This window comes from Micromonospora sp. A202 (assembly GCF_006715105.1).
GTDB classification, from domain to species: Bacteria; Actinomycetota; Actinomycetes; order Mycobacteriales; family Micromonosporaceae; genus Micromonospora; species Micromonospora zamorensis.
The window spans coordinates 5,434,105-5,452,371 of the sequence record NZ_VFMP01000001.1; the positions used below are offsets into that span (position 1 = coordinate 5,434,105).

Genomic DNA, 18,267 nt, shown 5'->3' on the forward strand with positions numbered 1-18,267 from the left:
GGGCCTCAGCGGGCGCCGAGCAGGTGCTCGACGGCGAGCTGGTTGAGCCGGACGAAGGCGAAGCCCCGGGCGGCCACCGCGTCGACGTCGACATCCTCGAACGCGGACCGGTCGGCCAGGAACTCGTCATAGCTCTCGCCCGCGCCGAGCGTCGGCGTATTCAGCTCGCCGACCTTGCTGGCGGCCAGTGCCTCGACGACCTCGGGGTCGGCGCGGAACGCCGCTGCCCGCTCCTTGAGCAGCAGGTAGGTGCTCATGTTGGCCGCCGCCGAGGCCCAGACACCGTCCATGTCCTCGGTGCGGGAGGGCTTGTAGTCGAAGTGCCGGGGGCCGTCGTAGGTCGGCCCGCCGTTCGGGCCGCCGTTTTCCAGGAGGTCCACCAGGGCGAACGCGTTCATCAGGTCACCGTGACCGAAGACCAGGTCCTGGTCGTACTTGATGCCACGCTGGCCGTTGAGGTCCAGGTGGAACAGCTTGCCCTGCCAGAGCGCCTGGGCGATGCCGTGGGCGTAGTTGAGCCCGGCCATCTGCTCGTGACCGACCTCCGGGTTGAGGCCGACCATCTCCGGGTGCGCCAGCTGGGAGATGAAACCGAGCGCATGCCCGATGGTCGGCAGCAGGATGTCGCCGCGCGGCTCGTTGGGCTTGGGCTCCAGGGCGAACCGCAGGTTGTAGCCCTTGTCGATGACGTACTGGGTGAGCAGGTCCACCGCCTCGCGGTAGCGGTCCAGCGCGGCGCGGACGTCCTTGGCGACGTCGTATTCGGAGCCCTCGCGGCCACCCCACATGACGAAGGTGCTCGCGCCCAGCTCGGCGGCCAGGTCGACGTTGCGCAGCACCTTGCGCAGCGCGTACCGGCGGACGTCGCGGTCGTTGCTGGTGAAACCGCCGTCCTTGAAGATCGGGTGGGTGAAGAGGTTGGTGGTGACCATGGGCACCACGAGGCCGGTCTCGTCGAGAGCCTTGCGGAACCGGGCGATGTGCTGATCACGGGTGGCGGCGTCGGCGCCGAACGGGATCAGGTCGTCGTCGTGGAAGGTGATGCCGTACGCGCCCAGCTCGGCGAGCCGGTGCACCGCCTCGACCGCGTCGAGCTCGGGGCGCGTCGCGTCACCGAACGGGTCGCGGGCCTGCCATCCGACGGTCCAGAGCCCGAAGGAGAACTTGTCGGCGGGAGTGGGACGGGGTGCCATGAGCGACCTCCGGGTGGTGGTGTTGTCCGCTATTTGTTCAGCCATTGAATTATTTGCTCGCCCTATGGCACTGTCAAGGGGTGAGCCTCACCCACGCCCCGGCCGGCGCAGTCCGTCAGGGCAGTCTGCGCGAGCTCAACCTCGCCCTGGTGCTCGGCCGCATCGCCGCAGCCCACCGTCCTCCGTCCCGGGCCGATCTGGCAACCGCGACCGGCCTGACCAGGGCCACCGTCTCCGCGGTGGTCGAGGACCTGCTCGCCGGCCACCTGGTCAGCGAATCCGACCCGGCGCCCCGCTCCGGCGCCGGCCGTCCGGCACGCGGGCTGGTCCTGGCCGACCAGGGGCCGGCCGGGCTCGGCCTGGAAGTCAACGTCGACTACCTGGCGGTGTGCGTGGTGGACCTCGCCGGCCAGGTCCGCCACCGCACCGTGCACCGGGCCGACCTGCGCCCGGTGGCCCCCGCCGATGCGCTGGCCCAGCTGGTCGAGATGGCCGTGGCGGCCCGCGACGACGCCACCGAGCGGGGCCTCACCCTGGTCGGGGCCGCGCTCGCGGTGCCCGGCCTGGTGGACGACGCCGGGATGGTCCGGCTCGCGCCCAACCTCGGCTGGCGCGACGTGCCCGTCCCCGCACTGCTCGCCGAGCATCCGCCGCTGGTCGAGCAGGTGCCCGGCGTGCCCGTCCTGGTCGTGGACAACGAGGCCAACCTCGCCGCGCTCGGTGAGCTGCACTCCCGGCCACCCGGCCCGTCCAGCTTCCTGCACATCTCCGGAGAGGTGGGCATCGGCGCCGGCATCGTGCTGGACGGGGCGCTGTTCCGCGGCGTGCGCGGTTGGAGCGGTGAGATCGGGCACCTTCCGGTCCACCCCGAGGGCCGTCCGTGCCGCTGCGGCGGGCAGGGCTGCCTGGAGCAGTACGCCGGCCAGGAGGCGATCGTGACCGCTGCCGGGCTGGCCCGGGCGGAGCTTCCGGCGGACACCGCGACGGCGCGGCTGGCCGAGCTGGCCGAGGCCGGCGACGCCGACGCGCTCAGGGCGCTGCACGACGCCGGAACGGCGCTCGGCGTCGCGGTGGCCGGCGTCGTGAACCTGCTCGACCTGGACACCGTGGTGCTCGGCGGCGGGTACGCGGCGCTCGCGCCCTGGCTGTGCCCTCCCGTGCTCGCCGAGATCGCCAGCCGGGTGCTGACCGCCGCCTGGTCGCCGGTCACGGTCCGGCCGTCGACGCTCGGCGCGGAGGCCGCCGCGGTGGGCGCAGCCGGCTCGGTGGTCCGCCGGATCGTCGCCCAGCCCGCCGGGTGGCTGGCCCGCTCCGGCTGATCGACACTGCGCGCTGGGCGTCTGTCGGTGCGGATCGGTATCCTTGCCCCTCAGCAACGATGCCGTGTGAGGAGTCGAGAAGCAGCATGCGCACGAGTCGTCAGACGCGAGCCGGCGTCCGGCGGTGACCACGGCCCGGCAACCCAGCGGCACTCCGCTGCCAGCCGACCCGCCGTTGGCCCGCGAGCTGCTCGACGGTCTCGCCGAGGCAGTCCTCACGACGGACGAGACCGGCCGGGTCACCCTGCTCAACGCCATGGCGGCGGAGCTGCTCCCAGAGATCACCGTCGGCACCCAGCTGTCCCGCTGCCCGGTGGCGGCCCTGGCCCGGGCGGTCGCCAGCGACGCCGACCGCTTCGACGCCGACCACCGCGGCCGACGACTGCGCGGTGCCCGGCGACAGCTCGCCGGCTCCCGCTTCGCGTGGTACGTGCGCGACGCCACCGAGGAGCACGCCCGCGCCGACGCCCTGCTCGCCGAACGCTCTCGCACCGCCTTCCTCGCCCAGGCCGGCAGCCGGCTCGGGCTGTCCCTGCACCGGGACCAGGTGCTCCTGGCAACCACCACCCTCGCGGTTCCCTACCTGGCCGACGTCGCCGTGGCCCTGCCCCGACCGGCCGCGCCGGCCGAGCCGCACGCCCGCTGGATCCGGTACGCCGACGGCGAGCCCGCCCCGGTCAGCGGGCTGGCCCCGGCGACGCTGACCGACACCGCGCCCGGGCTCGCCGAGGCGCTGACCGGCGACCTCACCGAGCCGAGCCGTTGGCGCGACACCGAGCTCGCCGACCTGGCCGCCATGCTGCCGCCCGGGTTCGGCCACCCCGGCATGGTGCTGGTCAGCCCGATGCTCGGCGCCGAAGGGTCGGTCGGCGCTCTGCTGCTCGTCCGACGGGCCGGGCGGGCCGACTTCGACCCGCGCGACATCGAGCTTGCCCGGGAGTTCGCCGCCCGGGCGGGTGCGGCGCTGGCCACGGCCGACCTCCATGGCGAGCAGGCCCATCTGGCCCGGGTCCTGCAGGCCAGCCTGCTTCCGCCCGAGCTGCCCTCAGTGCCCGGCGTGACCCTGGCCGGCGGCTACCGGGCCGCCGGAGACAGCCTGCGCATCGGAGGCGACTTCTACGAGGTGTTCCCGCACCCGCGCGGCGCCCTGTTCGCGCTCGGCGACGTGTGCGGCAGGGGCGTGGGCGCAGCCGTGCTGACCGGCCGGGTCCGCCAGTCGTTGCAGACGCTGCGGCTCGTCGAGCAGCGCCCGCTGGAGCTGATCGACCTGCTCAACCGGGCGTTGTTCGACGCGCCGGACGCGGCGCGGCGCGGCCAGCTCACAACTCTGCTGCTCGGTTCCCTCCAGCGCGGGCCCGACGGGGTGGACATCCGGATCGCCGGCGGGGGCCACCCAGCACCGCTGCTGGTCACCACGGACGGCACTGTCACCCCGGTCCCGGTCGGTGGCATGCCGGTCGGGGCGCTGACGGCCCCACGGTTCGCCGAGACCCGGGTGCACCTCTACCCGGGCGACCTGCTGCTGGCGTACACCGATGGGGTGACCGAGGCGCGCGGGCCCCGCGACGGGGTGATGTTCGGTGAGGCCCGGCTGCGTGCGGCGGTCGCGGCGGCGGCCGGGCAGCCGCCGGCGGCGCTGATCGACCGGGTGCTCGGGGCGGTCGACGACTGGTTGGACGGGCAGGCCCACGACGACGTCGCGATGCTGGCCGTCTGTGCGTCGGTGCCGGCGTGAGTGGGACCGGCCGGAATGTGCGCGACCCGCTCACGGCCACACCAGCCGGAGCGGCGCGATCAGGCGGTTCGCGCCACCGGTGGGCCGCCGGCCGGCCAGTCCCGGGTGGGGCCGACCGAGCGTTCCTGGTCACCCGACGAGCCGGCCCAGGCCCCACGGGTCTGCAGGCCCGGATCAGTGGGCAGAGACCGGCCACCGGGCCGGTCCGGGCCCGGCCAGCCCTCCTGCTCCGCCGGCTCGCCCAGTGCCGACGTGGCGTGCGCCTGCTGGCGGCGACCGACCTCGTCGAATTCCCGCATCCCGCGCAGCAGCGCGTCGCGACCCTCCGGGCTCATCCCCGCCAGCACGGCCCCGAGCTGTTCCTGACGATCCGCCCGCAGCTCGGCGAGGAGCCGGCGGGCCTCCGGGGTGAGGTGCAGCGAGATCTCCCGCCGGTCGAAGCGGCCCGGCTCGCGCTCCAGCATGCCGGCGGCGACCAGCCGGTCGCAGAGGCGACTGGCGGAGCTGAGCAGCATGTCGAGCTGGGTGGCGAGCCGACGCAGGTTGATCCCGTCGGACTGTTCAACCACCATCACGGCCCGTAGCTGGGCGCCGGAGACACGACTGGCGGTCCCCTCCCGGGCAGATTCCCAGATGCCCAGCAGGCTTGCGGCCACCGCGTCCAGCGCGGCAGCCATACTCGTCTCGGGGTCCGTCGGACCGCTCACATCGGCCATGGTGGGCCGAGAATACTCCGAACCCGCTGGTGGTCGAGCTTTAGCAAGGGAGCGACGATGAGCGAACCGGTCAGTCAGGCACGGCGCGCCCTGAACCAGACACCGGCCGACCGGCTCGTCATTGGCGTCGGCGAGGTGCTCGGCCGGTCGTACGGGATCACCGACGTCGAGCTGTACCAGGTCGACTACCGGCTCGCGGAGCTCCTGCCGCTCGGCGACGGTGAGCCGATCGACAGCCCCGGGCACCCCGCCTGGCGGGCCTTCGACCACCAGTCACCGATACTCACCGAGGGCAACGGGTGGTTCCCGGTCAGCATGCGTGGCGAGCGCCGGGGGGTGCTGTGCCTGTCGCCCGTCCCGGACGACCCGGACGTCCTCGCCGCGCTCGCCGAGATCGCCACGGCGCTCGCCCACGAGGTGGCGGCGGTATCCTCCGGCACCGACGTCTACCGGGCGGCGCGGCGCAGCCAGCGCCTCACCCTGGCCGCCGAGATGCAGTGGGACCTGCTTCCCGGCCGCAGCCGGATCCGACCCTCGTTCAGCCTGGCCGGGCAGTTGGAGCCGGCGTACACGGTGCGCGGCGACAGCTTCGACTGGTCCGACGACGGAGAGCGGCTCTGGCTGGCCACCATCAACGGCACCGGTGAGGGGGTCGCCGCCTCCCTGCTCACCTCGTTGGCCACCCACGCGCTGCGCAACGCGCGCCGGGCCGGGCTGAGCCTGGCCGACCAGGCCGCCCTCGCCGACCAGGCCATCTACGACCTGCACCGGGGCGAGCAGCACCTCTCGGCGTTGCTGATGGAGCTGGACCTTCGCTCCGGGACGATGGCCGTCGTCGACGCGGGCTCACCCCGACTGGTCCTGCTGCGCGGCGGGGAGGTCACCGAGCAGCCCCTGGAGGCGCAGTTCCCGCTCGGCATGTTCGAGGCGACCGACTACCACGAGCAGAAGTTCCCGCTGGAGCGCGACGACCGGCTCTTCGTCGTCAGCGACGGAGTGCTGGAGGCCACCGGGCAGCAGATGCGCTACGGCGAGACGGCACTGGACCGGTTCCTGCGCCGGACGGGGCCGATGGCGCCACTGGACGCCGTCCGGTCGCTGATCGGTGACCTGCGCGCGTTCGTGGCCGGTGACCTGGTCGACGACGCGGTGGTCGTCTGCCTGGACTGGTACGGCCCGCAACCGTGACCGGCGCGGTCAGTACGCCCCGCGGCCGTTCAGCACCGCTCCGAAGGTCTTCCAGAGGATGGTGAGGTCGGCGGCGAGGGACCAGTTCTCCACGTAGTAGAGATCGAGCCGGATGCCGTCCTCCCAGCTCAGATCCGAGCGACCGCTGACCTGCCAGAGGCCGGTCATGCCCGGCTTGACCAGCAGCCGCCGGGCCACGTCGCCGTCGTAGCGGGCCACCTCCGAGGGCAGCGGCGGGCGGGGCCCGACCATGCTCATCTGACCCAAGAGCACGTTGACGAGCTGCGGCAGCTCGTCCAGGGACCACTTGCGCAGCAACCGACCCACCCGGGTGACCCGGGGATCGTGGCGCATCTTGAACATCAGGCCGTCGGTCTCGTTGCGAGCGGTCAGCTCGGCGAGCATGGCGTCGGCGTTGACCACCATGGTGCGGAACTTGAACACGCCGAACTCCTGCCCGCCCCGGCCGACGCGGACCTGCCGGAACAGCACCGGACCCCGACTGTCCACCTTGATGGCTAGGGCGATGAACGCGATCAGCGGCAGCAGCAGCGCCAACGCCAGCGACGAGACGGACCGGTCGACGAGACCCTTCACCAGCTTGCGTGCCCCGCGGAACTCGGGGGCCTCGACGTGGATCAGCGGCAGGCCGGCGACCGGGCGGGTGTGGATCCGCGGGCCGGCGACATCGGTCAGCGCGGGCGCCACGACCAGATCGACGCCGGTCCCCTCCAGCTGCCAGCCGAGGCGACGCAGTCGGGTCGCGGTCAGCTCGCCCGACGCGGTCACCGCGACGGTGTCCGCGCCGATCGCGGTGGCCGCCTCCGGGATGCCCCGGAAGGACCCCACCACGGGCACGTCGCCCAACCTCTGCGCCACCGGTGCGAGCAGCGCGTCCGGGATGCACGCGCCGACCACCTGGTAACCGGCGTACGGCTCGCGGCGCAACGTGTGCACCAACTCCAACACGTGGGCGGTGTCGCCGACCACCAGCACCTTGCGGGACCACCCGGCGCCCAGCGAGCGGGCCCGATGCAGGCGCTTACGGGCGGCGAACCGCGCCACCTCCAGCCCGACGGTGCCCACGGCGAAGGAGATTCCGAGGAAACCCCGGGAAACGCCGAAGTCGGCGATGTAGCCGACGATGGCGATCGCACCGGCCAGGCGCAGGCTGGCGGAGCTGACCCGCCGGTACTCGTCCGCCCCGTAGCCGATCACCCGGTCGTCGTAGCAGCCGAGAAACTTGAGCGAGATCAGCCAGGCCAGCACCAGCCCGGGGGCGACCAACACGTACGGGACGTCCGAGCCGGTCGGCTCGTCGTCGCCGAAACGGGTGACGTAGCCGACGAGCAGCGCGATGATGAGGATGGTGGTGTCCAGCACCACCAGAACCCGGACGTAGGACCGTTCGTCGGCGCGCGCCACCAGACCAGCAGGACGGCCTTTCGGCCCCGCCGACGTGGCGGGGGTCAACAGTGTCGCCGCGGTCACCGGCCCTCCCACTCTGTTCAGGATGGCCCCGGCCGACGGGTCGGTCCGGAGGCGGACCGACTATGCCGGAACAGTCGACATCCTGCCTTGACAACTATGACGGCCGATTGCTTCGGACGTATTGCCGTCACTTTTCTTCAACACGGTGGCCAAAAAGGGCCTGCCACACCGGATCGACGGTACGGCAGGCCCTCTGGCGTCTGAGCGCCGGATCAGCGCGGTGCCGGCGGACGCCGGGCGATGGCGCTGAGGAAGATGCTGCCGATCTCGCTCGGGTCCTTGGTGACGAAGACGTCGCCGCCGGTCACCTTCGTGATCGACTCCAGCTCGGCCTTGCTGACGCCCTCGCCGATGCCGATCATGATGACCTGGACCGGCCGCTCCGGGTCGGCGATTTCCTTGAGCTTGGCGAGCAGCTGCTGCTGGTTGAGGCCGTTGTCGTCCTCGTTCTTGCCATCGGTGAACAGCACGATCGAGTTGACCCGGCCGGGCTGCCAGTCCTCCTGCACGGCCTGGTACGCGGCCAGCATCGTGTCGTAGAGGCCGGTGTCGCCGCTGGAGGGCTTGATGGTGGCGAGCGCCCCCTCCAGCTGGGCCCGCTGACCGGAGAGCGGTCCGATCGGGATCAGCTGTCGGTAGTCCCGGTTGCCGACCAGCTTCGTGGAGAAGGTCCACAGGCCGATCGACCAGGAGTCGTCGAAGAGGCCGAGGCCGCGGCGTGCCGCGTCCACGGTGACCTCCTCCCGGCTCCGGTTGCCGGCGGAGGGCACCGGCGCCTTCATCGAGCCGGAGACGTCGATGACGGCCAGCATCCGACCGGACTGGGTGGCGATCGACCAGCTGGAGACGACCCGCTGGATCGCGGCCGGGTCGAGGCCACCCGCGGCGGTGCCACCGTTGGCCGGCGCGGTCGGCGCGCCGCCGGACGGGCTGGGGGCACCCTGCGGCGCCTTGAAGCCCTCACCCCAGTTGCCGTCCGGCGCGCGCAGCGACTGCGCGGCGAGCCGGTTGCGGAAGGTGGGGCTGGTGAGCAGCTCGAACAGCACCCGGGCCGCCGACGCCTTGCTCGGCTCGATGCCAGGCAGCACCGCGTACGGGTAGTCCAGGGGCATCGGCGCCGGCTCCATGTAGAGCGCGGCGAGCGGCACCGGTGGCTTCTTGCTGTTGTAGGCGATCACGTCTTCTTCGGACAGGGCCGCCGCGCCGAGACCGCTGGCGATGGAGGTCGCGTCGTTGGCGGTCGGGAAGCGGGCCAGCAGGTCGTTGCGGAGCGAGGAGCGCCCGGTGGCCAGTGCGCGGAGCGCGCCGACGGTGTTGCGCTGGGCGTCGGCTCCGCCAGCGCCGTTGGCTGCCGCCGTGAGCGACATCAGGCCGGACAGGCCTGCCGCGTCCCGGGTCGGCTCGACGATCCCGGTCCGCAGCGGCGCGCTCGTGTTGTTGACCTGCTTGAGCAGGTCGGTCCAGTTGAACTTCTTGTCCGGCCAGCCCAGCCGGGTCGCGATCGGCTCGGGCATCGCCACGACGATGGGGCTGCGCGCGATGGACGCGCCGTTGGTCGGAGCGAACGCCGTCGCGTCCTTCTTCAAGCGCAGCAACCAGGTCGAGGAGTCGGGCACCCAGACGTCAGGGCTGACGGCGGTGCCGCTGGCCTGCCCCACACCGGCCAGGACCGCACCGTGCTTCGCCGCCACCACCGCGGCCACGTCCACCGGGTCGGAGGCGGAGACGTCCACCCGGATGCAGGTGGGGCCTACCGCGGCGCCGTCCTTGACCCACTGCGACGCGGCGGCGTCCACAGCGGGGGCCAGCTCGGAGGCGACCGCCACGGCGAGCCGGATCTCGCCCGAGCAGTCGGGCTGGATCAACTCCCGATAGCCGAACCACACACCGGTCGTGACGACGAGCACCGTCGCCGTCGCGGCGGCGGCTGCTAGGTGGAGTTTCGAACGCATGCGATGGCGGCCTGCTGACACGGTGACCATCTTGCGTACAAGGTGCCCTCTCTGCCACATCCGTTCGGACTAAAGTTACGCAGGAGAAACAGTTGACCTCCATTTAGCGACACAGAGTTACGTGCCGGCCCCAGGGCGTTGCCTAATCAGCGCCGCCTTCGCGTTTCGGCGGCGCAGATTCAGGGGAGCACGCACGTCGGGCTCGGCACCAGCACCGGTTCCCCGACCGCCTCCGGGACACCGGTTTCGATGTCTCTCCGGAAAACGCGCACCATGTCTGCCCGCTCGTCGGCGACGTAGACGTGCTCGCCGATCAGCGCGAAGTGCCGGGGCCACTCGCCACCGGTGTCCACTTCAGCCACCAGCTCGGGCAGATCCCCGGCCAGGGTGAAGACCGCAAGGGTCCCCACCCCCCGGTTGGCGACATAGAGGAAGCGACCGTCCGGGGCCACCGCGACCTCCGACGGCTGGACATGACCGGACCGCTCGCTGGCCTCGACCCGACCGCGCTGGTGCATCGCGCCGTCGTCGGTGAACTCGTATGCGGTGACCGAGGCGTCCAGCTCACCGACGAGGTAGCAACGCCGTCCGTTCGGGTGTCGGGCCAGGTGCCGGGGCCCGGTGCCGGGTGCCGTACGGATGCGCGGTCCACGGGGCACCAGGCGCCCGCTCGCGTCGTCCAGGTCGTAGCGGTACACCGAGTCGGTGCCGAGGTCCACAGCGAGGAGAGGCGCCCGGCCGGCACCCGGCGAGACCATGTGGGCGTGCGCGCCGTCCTGGCGCTCCGGGTCGGGGCCGTGCCCCTCGTGCACCACCAGGTCGGTGCGCTCGCCGGGCACGCCCTGCGCGTCGAGCGGGAAGACCGCGACGCTGCCGCTGCCGTAGTTGGCCGCCACCAGGTGACCGCCGTCGGGCAGCACCGCCAGGTGACAGGGCTCCGCACCGCCGGTCGACCGGCTGCCGAGCGGGTCCAGCCTGCCCTCCGACCCGACCCGCCAGGCGCTGACCTCGCCGTCCGTCAGCTCGTTGACCGCGTAGAGCACCGGGTGGGTGGAATGCCGCACCAGGAAGGAGGGGGACGCGGTCACCGCAACCGTGCCGAGCGGGGTCAGCGCCCCCGTCGTCGGGTCGCGGTGTGCCGCGACGATGCCGCTGCCCCGCCCACCGCTCTGCGCGGTGTAACCCCCGATGTGGACGACCTCACCCTGACCACTCACGTCCGACTCCTCCGCTGGCGTCCCCCGCTGATCCAATCAGAGGCTGCCCGCGTTGCCCGGCCCTTAACCGGCTTTCCGGCCCGGATCTCAGGCCGTGGGCACCGGCTCCCCACGCTGCCGGGCCACATGCTCGACCAGAGAGATCAACACCATCTTTCCGGACTGCCGGTCCCGGGCGTCGCAGAGCACCATCGGCACATCCGGGTCCAGGTCGAGCGCCCGGCGTACGGTCTCCAGGTTGAACCTGCGCGAGTCGTCGAAGCAGTTCACGCCCACGACGAACGGGATGCCCCGCTGCTCGAAGTAGTCGATGGAGGGGAAGCAGTCCGCCAGTCGACGGGTGTCGGCGAGCACCACCGCCCCGAGCGCACCGAAGGCCAGCTCGTCCCAGAGGAACCAGAACCGGTCCTGACCGGGGGTGCCGAACAGGTAGACCTGGAGGTCCTCGTTGATGGTGATCCGGCCGAAGTCCATCGCCACAGTGGTCGTCGACTTGCCCTCCACCCCGGAGATGTCGTCGGTGCCGATCCCGGCGCCGGTCAACACCTCCTCGGTCTGCAACGGGCGGACCTCGCTCAGGGCGCTCACCAATGTCGTCTTGCCAGCGCCGAAGCCTCCCGCGATGAGGATCTTCAGTGCCAGCGGGATCGTGGTGCTGGTGCCCACATGGTCATAGCGCACGGAGTCCACTGACCACCGCCTTGAGGATGTCGTCGTCGGGAAGGATGCCGGCGGCCGGCGGCTCGTGCACCGCGACCAGGCCTTCAGTCAGGAGATCACCGAGCAGGACCCGGACCACACCGACCGCGAGGTCCAGCTCGGCTGCCAACTCGGCCACCGACACCGGTTGGCGGGACAACGCGATCAGCCGTCGGTGCTCCGGGAGCAGGTGCGGATGGCTCGCCGCGTCGACGTCCGAGCCGGCCAGCACGAACGCGACCAGGTTGAAACCGTCGACGGCGGAGCGTACCCGCCCTCGGGTGAGGGTGTACGGCCGCACCACCGGGCCGGCGTCGCTGTCCAGCCACTCGTGCTGCGGCCCGGGCGGCTCAGTCCGCATCACCGGTTCCCACCGACGATCGGGGCGGCGCGGCGAGGCTCTCCCCCACCCGGATGACCAGCATCGCCATCTCGTACGCGACCAGCCCGATATCCGCGTCGGCGTCACTCACCACCGCCAGGCAGGCGCCCTGTCCGGCGGCGGTGACGAAGAGGTACGCCGCCTCCATCTCCACCACGGTCTGGCGGACCGGGCCGCCGTCCACGTGTCGGCTGGCGCCTCGGGCCAGGCTGGAGAAGCCGGCGGCAAGGGCACAGAGGTGCTCTGCGTCGGAGCGCTCCAACTCAGCCGAGCAGCCGAGCAGCAGACCGTCGGCGGACAGCACCACCGCCTCCCGGGCGGCCGGGACCCGTTGCACCAGCTCGTCGAGCAACCAGTCGAGGCCGGCGCTCTGCTTCGTCGAATGCCGCACTAGGCGTCCCTCTCAGTCGCGGTTGGGGAGTTCGGCGGTCGTCGCCGGGTCGGTGGGGTCAGCCGTGGTCGCCGGGCCGTTCGGCGCCGCCGGGGTGATCACGGTGGCGCGTCCGCGTGCCGTGCCGGCCTGGAGGGCGGCCATCACTCGGCGGACCTCCTCCGGGGATCGGGGCGAGGGGGTGTCGCTGACGGTCGACCGGGGCTGGGCGACGGGAGTCTGGCGTCGCACCCGGCGGGGCAGGCCGTCCAGCCCGTCGTCGGTCGTCGCGGGGGTGGATTCCGGCCCCGCGTCGCCGGTCCCCTTCGGCGCGGACGGGTCCGGGGCCGACGCGCCGATGGCAGGCGCCAGGCCGCCTGCGGCAGCACCCCCGCCGGAGGCGGCCGGCGTCGCGACGGCGGCCGGAGCGGGCGGGGACTTGGCGGGCGTGGACGGGCGGGTGCGTGCGCGGGGCACGCTGCCCCGGCGTACCGGGCGCGCCAGCCGTCGGCCCGCGTCGGCCGAGGCGGCACCCAGGGTGGCCGGGTCGGGGCCGGCCGGAGGCTCGGCGGTGACGAGGTCGGTGGGGATCAGCACCACAGCGGTCATTCCACCCTTGCCGGAGGGCCGCAACCGCACCCGTACGTGGTGGCGGGCCGCCAGCCGGGCCACCACGAACAGGCCGAGTCGTGCGCTCTGCGCCGGATCGAACTCGGGTGAGCTGGCCAGTCGGGTGTTGGCGGTTTCCAACGCCGCTTCGGACATGCCCAGTCCCTGGTCGGTGATCTCCAGGGCGTACCCGTTGGCCACCTGCTCCCCGACGACGGTGACCCGGGTGTCCGGCGGAGAGAAGGCGGTGGCGTTCTCGACCAGCTCGGCGAGCAGGTGGATGACGTCGCCGACGGCCCGGCCCAGCACTCCGGCCGGCTGCACTGCGGTGATGTCCACCCGGTCGTACGCCTCGACCTCGGAGATCGCGCCGCGGATCAGGTCGACCATCGCGACGGGGTTTCGCCACCCGCGGCCGGGCGCGGAGCCCGCGAGGATGACCAGGTCCTCGGCGTGCCGGCGGAGTCGGGTCGCCAGGTGGTCGACCTGGAACAGCTCGGCCAACTCGTCCGGGTCCTCCGCGCGCCGCTCCATCCGGTCGAGCAGGTGCAGCTGACGGTGCACCAGGCTCTGGCTCCGTCGGGCGATGTTGAGGAAGACCTCGTTGAGCCCGCGACGCAGGGTGACCTCGTCCACCGCTGCCTGGACGGCGGTGCGCTGCACCTCGGTGAAGGCGCGCCCGACCTCGCCGATCTCGTCGTTGCCGTATTCCAGGGGCGGCGCCTCCCGGGCGACGTCGACCTGCTCACCTCGGCGCAGTCGGGCCACCACGTCCGGCAGCCGGTGCTCGGCCAGCTCCAGCGCGGCGGTGCGGACGCCGCTGAGCCGTCGGACCAGGGTGCGGCCGACCCGCACCGCCACGAGCACCGAGATCACCACGGCGGCGAGTCCGAGCACCCCGGCGGCGGCCAGCCGGACCAGGATCCGGACCGCCATCGGCACCGAACGGTCGGTGAGACCGTCGGCCTCGGCCAGTTCGAAGTCACGCAGCTGCTGCTGCACGGCGTCGTGGCTGGCCTGCCAGGACGCCGCGTCCACCGGCGGCCGGCCGGGCCGGTTGGCCCCGACCAACGCGTCCTGCATGGCGCGCAGACTGGTGAACGCAGGGCTCTCGGTCAGTCGCTGGTACGCGACGCGCCCGGCCTCGGGCAGGTCGGCCACGGCGCTCTCGGTGAGCCACCGCTGGTTGCCGATGGACTGCACGAGCTGGGCGTGTTCCCCGTCGGCGAAGCGGCCGACGGTCAGTACGCCGGCCAGCATGGCGTCGGTCTGGCCGAGCAGCTCCCGGGATCGGCCCAGCGCGGTGAGCGCCAGCGCCTGCCGGTTGATGTCGGGATCGGTCAGGGTGGCCATCGCGGAGAACGCCTGGAAGGCCGCGGTGACCATGCCGCTGTAGAGGCCGATCGCGCCGGGACGGTCCATCATCCGGTCGTCGATGAAGTCCCGGCCGGTCGGCAGCGCCGCCAGAGCGGTGACCAGCCGGTCGACGCGGTCCTCCAGCAGGTCGTCGGCGGCGTCGCGCAGCGCCTCTCCGTCGACCCGGCGGCGCAGCTCGGCGACCGCGCGATCGGTGCGCTGACGCTGCTCGGCCAGGGCCGGCAGATCGGCGCTGCCGGCGAGCTGCACCACCGAGAGGCGGCGTTCCCGCTGCAACTCGGTGACCACCGCCTCGCCGGGGCGTCCCAGGTCGTACAGCAGGGTGCGGGCGGAGAGCAAATTGAGGGCCGGCCCGAAGGTCAACGTGGTCGCGAAGATCCACAACGCCAGGAGCGCGCTCACCGGCGCGACGACCAGGGCGGTCAGCTTCGAGCGGATCGGCCAGTCGCGGGTTCTCATCAGACCTCGCCCGTACAGGGGTGGCAGGAGGGGTGCCGGCACCGCCGGGCAACGCGTCGGCCGGTTGCGTGCCCGGCGTCGACGTCGGGCACCAGCGCGGGCGCCTTGGGCAGGATACGTAATCAGGGGCGGTTGCACTACCGCCCGTCGCCTCGGGATCGACGCTCCGAGACGCGCGGCGTCGAGATCGACGCTCCGAGACGCGCCGCGCCGGAGGCTGTGCCCTGCGGGCAGACGGCGAACGCCCCGCTGGCGGACCGGCGGGGCGTTCGTCGTGCTGGGGGGTGGGTCAGGCGTTGTCGGCGATGCCGAGGCCCTCGGCGACCCGCCGGCCGTAGGCGTCGTCGCACTGGCTGAAGTGCCAGACCATCTTCTCCTGGATCTGCTTGTCGCACTGACCCAGCAGGTTGATCATGTTTTTCACCAGGTCGTCGCGCTCCCACTGCGGCATGGTGCGGAAGCGCTCACCGGCCTGGGCGTAGTTGTTCTGCCGCTCGATCGGCGCCCGCATGACCCGGCCCGAGACGAACGGCTGGTATTCCCGGTACGACTCGTCAGCCTGCTGCAGACCGGCCACCGAGGACGGCTCGAAGTTGATGTGGGGGTTGCCGCCCCGGCTGTCCACCCCGTACGCCATCTGACCACCGTCCTGATTGGTGTTCACCTGGACGTCCTCGCGGGGGGCGTTGATCGGCAACTGGAGGTAGTTCGGGCCGACCCGGTAACGCTGGGTGTCCGAGTAGGAGAAGGTGCGCCCGACCAGCATCTTGTCGTCGGAGAAGTCGAGGCCGTCGACCAGCACGCCGGTGCCGAACGCGATCTGCTCGCTCTCGTTGTGGAAGTTGCCGACGTTGCGGTTGAGGGTCATCAGGCCGACCGGAAGCAGCGGGAACACGTCCTCGGGCCAGGTCTTGGTGTCGTCCAACGGGTCGAAGTCCAGCTCCGGGTGCTCGTCGTCGCTCATGAGCTGGACGTTCAGCTCCCACTGCGGGTATTCGCCGCGCTCGATCGCCTCGTAGAGGTCCTTGGAGGCGTGGCCCAACTCGCGCGCCTGGATGGCGGCGGCCTGCTCCTCGGTCAGCGACTCGATGCCCTGCCGCGACTTCCAGTGGTACTTGACCAGCACGCCCTCGCCCGCGGCATTGACCATGCGGTACGTGTTCACGCCGAAGCCGTCCTGCGTCCGGTAGTTGGCCGGGATGCCGCGCGGGCTGAACAGCCAGGTCAGCATGTGCATTGACTCGGGAGTGTTGGACATGAAGTCGAAGATCCGGTTCGGCTCCTGCCGGAAGGTCACCGGGTCCGGCTTCAGCGAATGGATGACGTCGGGGAACTTGATCGCGTCCCGGATGAAGAAGACCGGCAGGTTGTTGCCGACGAGGTCCCAGTTGCCGTCCTCGGTGCGGAACTTGACGGCGAAGCCACGCGGGTCGCGGGTGGCCTCGGAGGAGTCCCGTCCGCCGATGACGGTGGAGAAGCGGAGGCTGACCGGGGTCTTCGTGCCACGGGTCTGGAACAGCTTGGCCCGGGTGTAGGTCGCGGCCGGCTCGTCGCCGATCGTCCCGTACGCCTCGAACTCGCCGTGCGCGACGAAACCGCGCGCGTGCACCACCCGCTCGGGGATCCGCTCCCGGTCGAAGTGGCTGATCTTCTCCAGGAAGTGGTAGTTCTCCAGCGTCGCGGGCCCCCGGGAGCCAACCGTCCGCTGCTGCTGGTTGTTGTGCACGGGGTGACCCTGCCGGGTGGTGAGGATCGGCTTACTGGTCTGTGGGTGCATCACACCACCCAACCGCCTTTTCTGGAATGAGTCAAGTTTCAGCGGGACGGTGAGCTGCGTCTCTCGTCAGGAAAGTGTCCCGAATCGGGATTGGCGATCAGTGTGCGGAGGGAATACCAGGAGACGAAGGAGGAGCCCATGTCGCCCACTCAGGTAATCGTCATCGTGCTCGTCGTGCTGGTGCTCGTCGCGGCGGCCGCCGTGGCCGTGCGGCAGCTCGGCCGCCGTCGCGCGCTGCGCAGCAAGTTCGGGCCGGAGTACGACCGGGTGGTGGAGGAGCAGGACAGCCGGTCCGCCGCGGAGCGCGAACTGCGCGATCGGGAACGCCGGCACGCCGAGCTCTCGCTCACCCCGCTCAGCCCGGAGTCCCGGGCCCGCTACAGCGCCGCCTGGGAGGAACTCCAGGTCCGCTTCATCGACTCACCCGGCGAGACCGTCGGCGACGCGGACGAACTGGTCACCCGGCTCATCGAGGAGCAGGGCTACCCGACCGGCGACTTCTCCGACCAGATCGCCCACCTCTCCGTCGAGCACGCCCGCACGCTGAGCAACTACCGGGACGCGCACGACATCCACCTGCGCAACACCCGAGGCGAGGCCAGCACCGAGGAGCTCCGGCAGGCGGTCGTCCACTACCGGGCACTCTTCGCCGACCTGCTCGGCGAGGAACCGCTCGGGCAGCACACGCCCGACCAGCGCCACCACCCGGACCACGACGCCACGAGCCGCTGAGGAGGCCACCGATGCGCCAGGATGAGCAACAGGTGAGCAACGACCATCCGGAGGCCGTCCGGTCCGCACCCGTGCCGGTACCCCCGGCCGGCGACCGGACCAACCGCTCCGACGCCCCGGAGGACGCCCTCGACGAGCGGGACACCTTCGACGAGCAGACCACCGACCCGGACCGGACGAACGGCACCGAACGGGATGCCGCGTACGACCCGGTCGACGACGAGCGGGCCGACGACGTCGACCTGCGCCAGCGGCGGGACGACCGGTCCACCGACGAGGGCGGTTTCCACGAGCCGGGGCCGCTGCCGACGACGTTCGGCGCCACCACGGTGGCCGACGCGGTGGCCGCCTCCGCGCTGGCCAGCCCGCGCCCGCAGGACCAGCCGGACCCCCGGGCCGAGCGGACTGCCCAGCCGGGTGACGGCGCCGAGGACGGTGAGCGTGAGGGCCTGCGCGCCGACCCGACCGCCGAGCTGCACCGCCGCGACACTGATGTCGACGACGACGCGGACCTCGACGACCGCGCCGACGCGGACACCTCGTCGCGGACCTTCGTAGCGCCGGGGAGCACGGACGGCGCCCCCGAGCGGCGCGACGACCTGACCGGCGACCCGGACGTCACCGCCGGCTACGGCAGCGCCACGCCGGAGATGGTCGACCCCGACGCGGACGGCGAACCGGTCACCACCGACGGCACCAGCACCTCGCTGGCGTCAGCCGGGACGTCGCAGCCCGCCGGGTCGACCGTCGCGGCCGGGGCGGCCACGCTCTTGGACGCGGACACCGCGCAGGGCTTCCGGGACCGCTGGCGGGACGTGCAGCTGCGCTTCGTCGACGATCCGCAGGCCGCGGCCGGCGAGGCGCAGTCGCTGGTGGAGGAGGCCATCCAGGCCCTCTCCTCTGCACTGGCCGCGCAGAAGACCACGCTGGGCGGGTGGCAGGACGCCGGCTCGGCCGACACCGAGCAACTGCGGATGGCGGTACGCAACTACCGGGACTTCCTGGACCGCGTACTGGGTCGCTGATTCTCACGACCGACGAAGGGGCGCTC

Annotated in this window: 15 protein-coding genes; 5 read left to right on the top strand and 10 right to left on the bottom strand. The window is 72.1% G+C overall.

From position 1 onward, the window contains the following. Positions 1-5 precede the first annotated feature (5 nt). Entirely contained in the window at positions 6-1,193 is a 1,188-nt protein-coding gene (gene xylA, locus FBZ33_RS25115) for a xylose isomerase (RefSeq protein WP_141910899.1), read from the bottom strand. An 80-nt stretch (positions 1,194-1,273) separates the two neighbouring features. On the opposite strand from xylA, the gene FBZ33_RS25120 reads away from it, so the two are divergent. Together FBZ33_RS25120 and FBZ33_RS25125 are read left to right on the top strand one after the other, a co-directional pair. Continuing rightward, positions 1,274-2,512, top strand: a complete 1,239-nt coding sequence (locus FBZ33_RS25120) for an ROK family transcriptional regulator (protein WP_185755407.1) — start codon at positions 1,274-1,276, stop codon at positions 2,510-2,512. Between the two features lie 124 nt (positions 2,513-2,636). Beyond that, the gene (locus FBZ33_RS25125; RefSeq protein ID WP_185755408.1) at positions 2,637-4,247 is read left to right on the top strand and encodes a PP2C family protein-serine/threonine phosphatase; all 1,611 of its coding nucleotides are present in this window, start codon (positions 2,637-2,639) and stop codon (positions 4,245-4,247) included. A gap of 59 nt (positions 4,248-4,306) precedes the next feature. On the opposite strand, the gene FBZ33_RS25130 is transcribed toward FBZ33_RS25125, so the two are convergent. Beyond that, on the bottom strand, positions 4,307-4,954 hold the full coding sequence (locus FBZ33_RS25130; protein WP_231927130.1) for a MarR family winged helix-turn-helix transcriptional regulator: 648 nt from the start codon (positions 4,952-4,954) through the stop codon (positions 4,307-4,309). Positions 4,955-5,020: 66 nt separating this feature from the next. On the opposite strand from FBZ33_RS25130, the gene FBZ33_RS25135 reads away from it, so the two are divergent. Beyond that, on the top strand, positions 5,021-6,151 hold the full coding sequence (locus FBZ33_RS25135; protein WP_141910900.1) for a PP2C family protein-serine/threonine phosphatase: 1,131 nt from the start codon (positions 5,021-5,023) through the stop codon (positions 6,149-6,151). A gap of 9 nt (positions 6,152-6,160) precedes the next feature. On the opposite strand, the gene FBZ33_RS25140 is transcribed toward FBZ33_RS25135, so the two are convergent. From FBZ33_RS25140 to FBZ33_RS25175, 8 genes are all read right to left on the bottom strand, one after another. Continuing rightward, positions 6,161-7,642: a sugar transferase gene (locus FBZ33_RS25140; RefSeq protein WP_088951978.1), complete on the bottom strand. Its 1,482-nt coding sequence runs from the start codon at positions 7,640-7,642 to the stop codon at positions 6,161-6,163. 212 nt (positions 7,643-7,854) lie between these two features. Further along, the gene (locus FBZ33_RS25145) at positions 7,855-9,615 is read right to left on the bottom strand and encodes a substrate-binding domain-containing protein (RefSeq protein ID WP_141910901.1); all 1,761 of its coding nucleotides are present in this window, start codon (positions 9,613-9,615) and stop codon (positions 7,855-7,857) included. A 158-nt stretch (positions 9,616-9,773) separates the two neighbouring features. Further along, positions 9,774-10,811, bottom strand: a complete 1,038-nt coding sequence (locus FBZ33_RS25150; RefSeq protein ID WP_141910902.1) for a lactonase family protein — start codon at positions 10,809-10,811, stop codon at positions 9,774-9,776. Positions 10,812-10,898: 87 nt separating this feature from the next. Further along, on the bottom strand, positions 10,899-11,501 hold the full coding sequence (locus FBZ33_RS25155) for an ATP/GTP-binding protein (protein ID WP_099848118.1): 603 nt from the start codon (positions 11,499-11,501) through the stop codon (positions 10,899-10,901). Then, the gene (locus FBZ33_RS25160; RefSeq protein WP_088949863.1) at positions 11,482-11,871 is read right to left on the bottom strand and encodes a DUF742 domain-containing protein; all 390 of its coding nucleotides are present in this window, start codon (positions 11,869-11,871) and stop codon (positions 11,482-11,484) included. The genes FBZ33_RS25155 and FBZ33_RS25160 overlap by 20 nt, the downstream gene beginning before the upstream one ends. After that, positions 11,861-12,283, bottom strand: coding sequence for a roadblock/LC7 domain-containing protein (locus FBZ33_RS25165; protein WP_141910903.1), 423 nt, complete (start codon positions 12,281-12,283; stop codon positions 11,861-11,863). Before FBZ33_RS25165 ends, FBZ33_RS25160 begins: the two co-directional genes overlap by 11 nt. A 12-nt stretch (positions 12,284-12,295) precedes the next feature. Beyond that, on the bottom strand, positions 12,296-14,707 hold the full coding sequence (locus FBZ33_RS25170; protein WP_141910904.1) for a nitrate- and nitrite sensing domain-containing protein: 2,412 nt from the start codon (positions 14,705-14,707) through the stop codon (positions 12,296-12,298). 289 nt (positions 14,708-14,996) lie between these two features. After that, the gene (locus FBZ33_RS25175) at positions 14,997-16,484 is read right to left on the bottom strand and encodes a catalase (protein ID WP_141910905.1); all 1,488 of its coding nucleotides are present in this window, start codon (positions 16,482-16,484) and stop codon (positions 14,997-14,999) included. Positions 16,485-16,622: 138 nt separating this feature from the next. Between FBZ33_RS25175 and FBZ33_RS25180 the strand changes: the two genes are divergently transcribed. Together FBZ33_RS25180 and FBZ33_RS25185 are read left to right on the top strand one after the other, a co-directional pair. After that, complete coding sequence (locus FBZ33_RS25180; RefSeq protein WP_141910906.1) at positions 16,623-17,216, top strand: hypothetical protein; 594 nt, start codon at positions 16,623-16,625, stop codon at positions 17,214-17,216. 11 nt (positions 17,217-17,227) lie between these two features. Continuing rightward, positions 17,228-18,241 (top strand): hypothetical protein, encoded by a 1,014-nt coding sequence (locus tag FBZ33_RS25185; protein WP_141910907.1) that lies wholly within the window; start codon positions 17,228-17,230, stop codon positions 18,239-18,241. Positions 18,242-18,267: the final 26 nt, after the last annotated feature.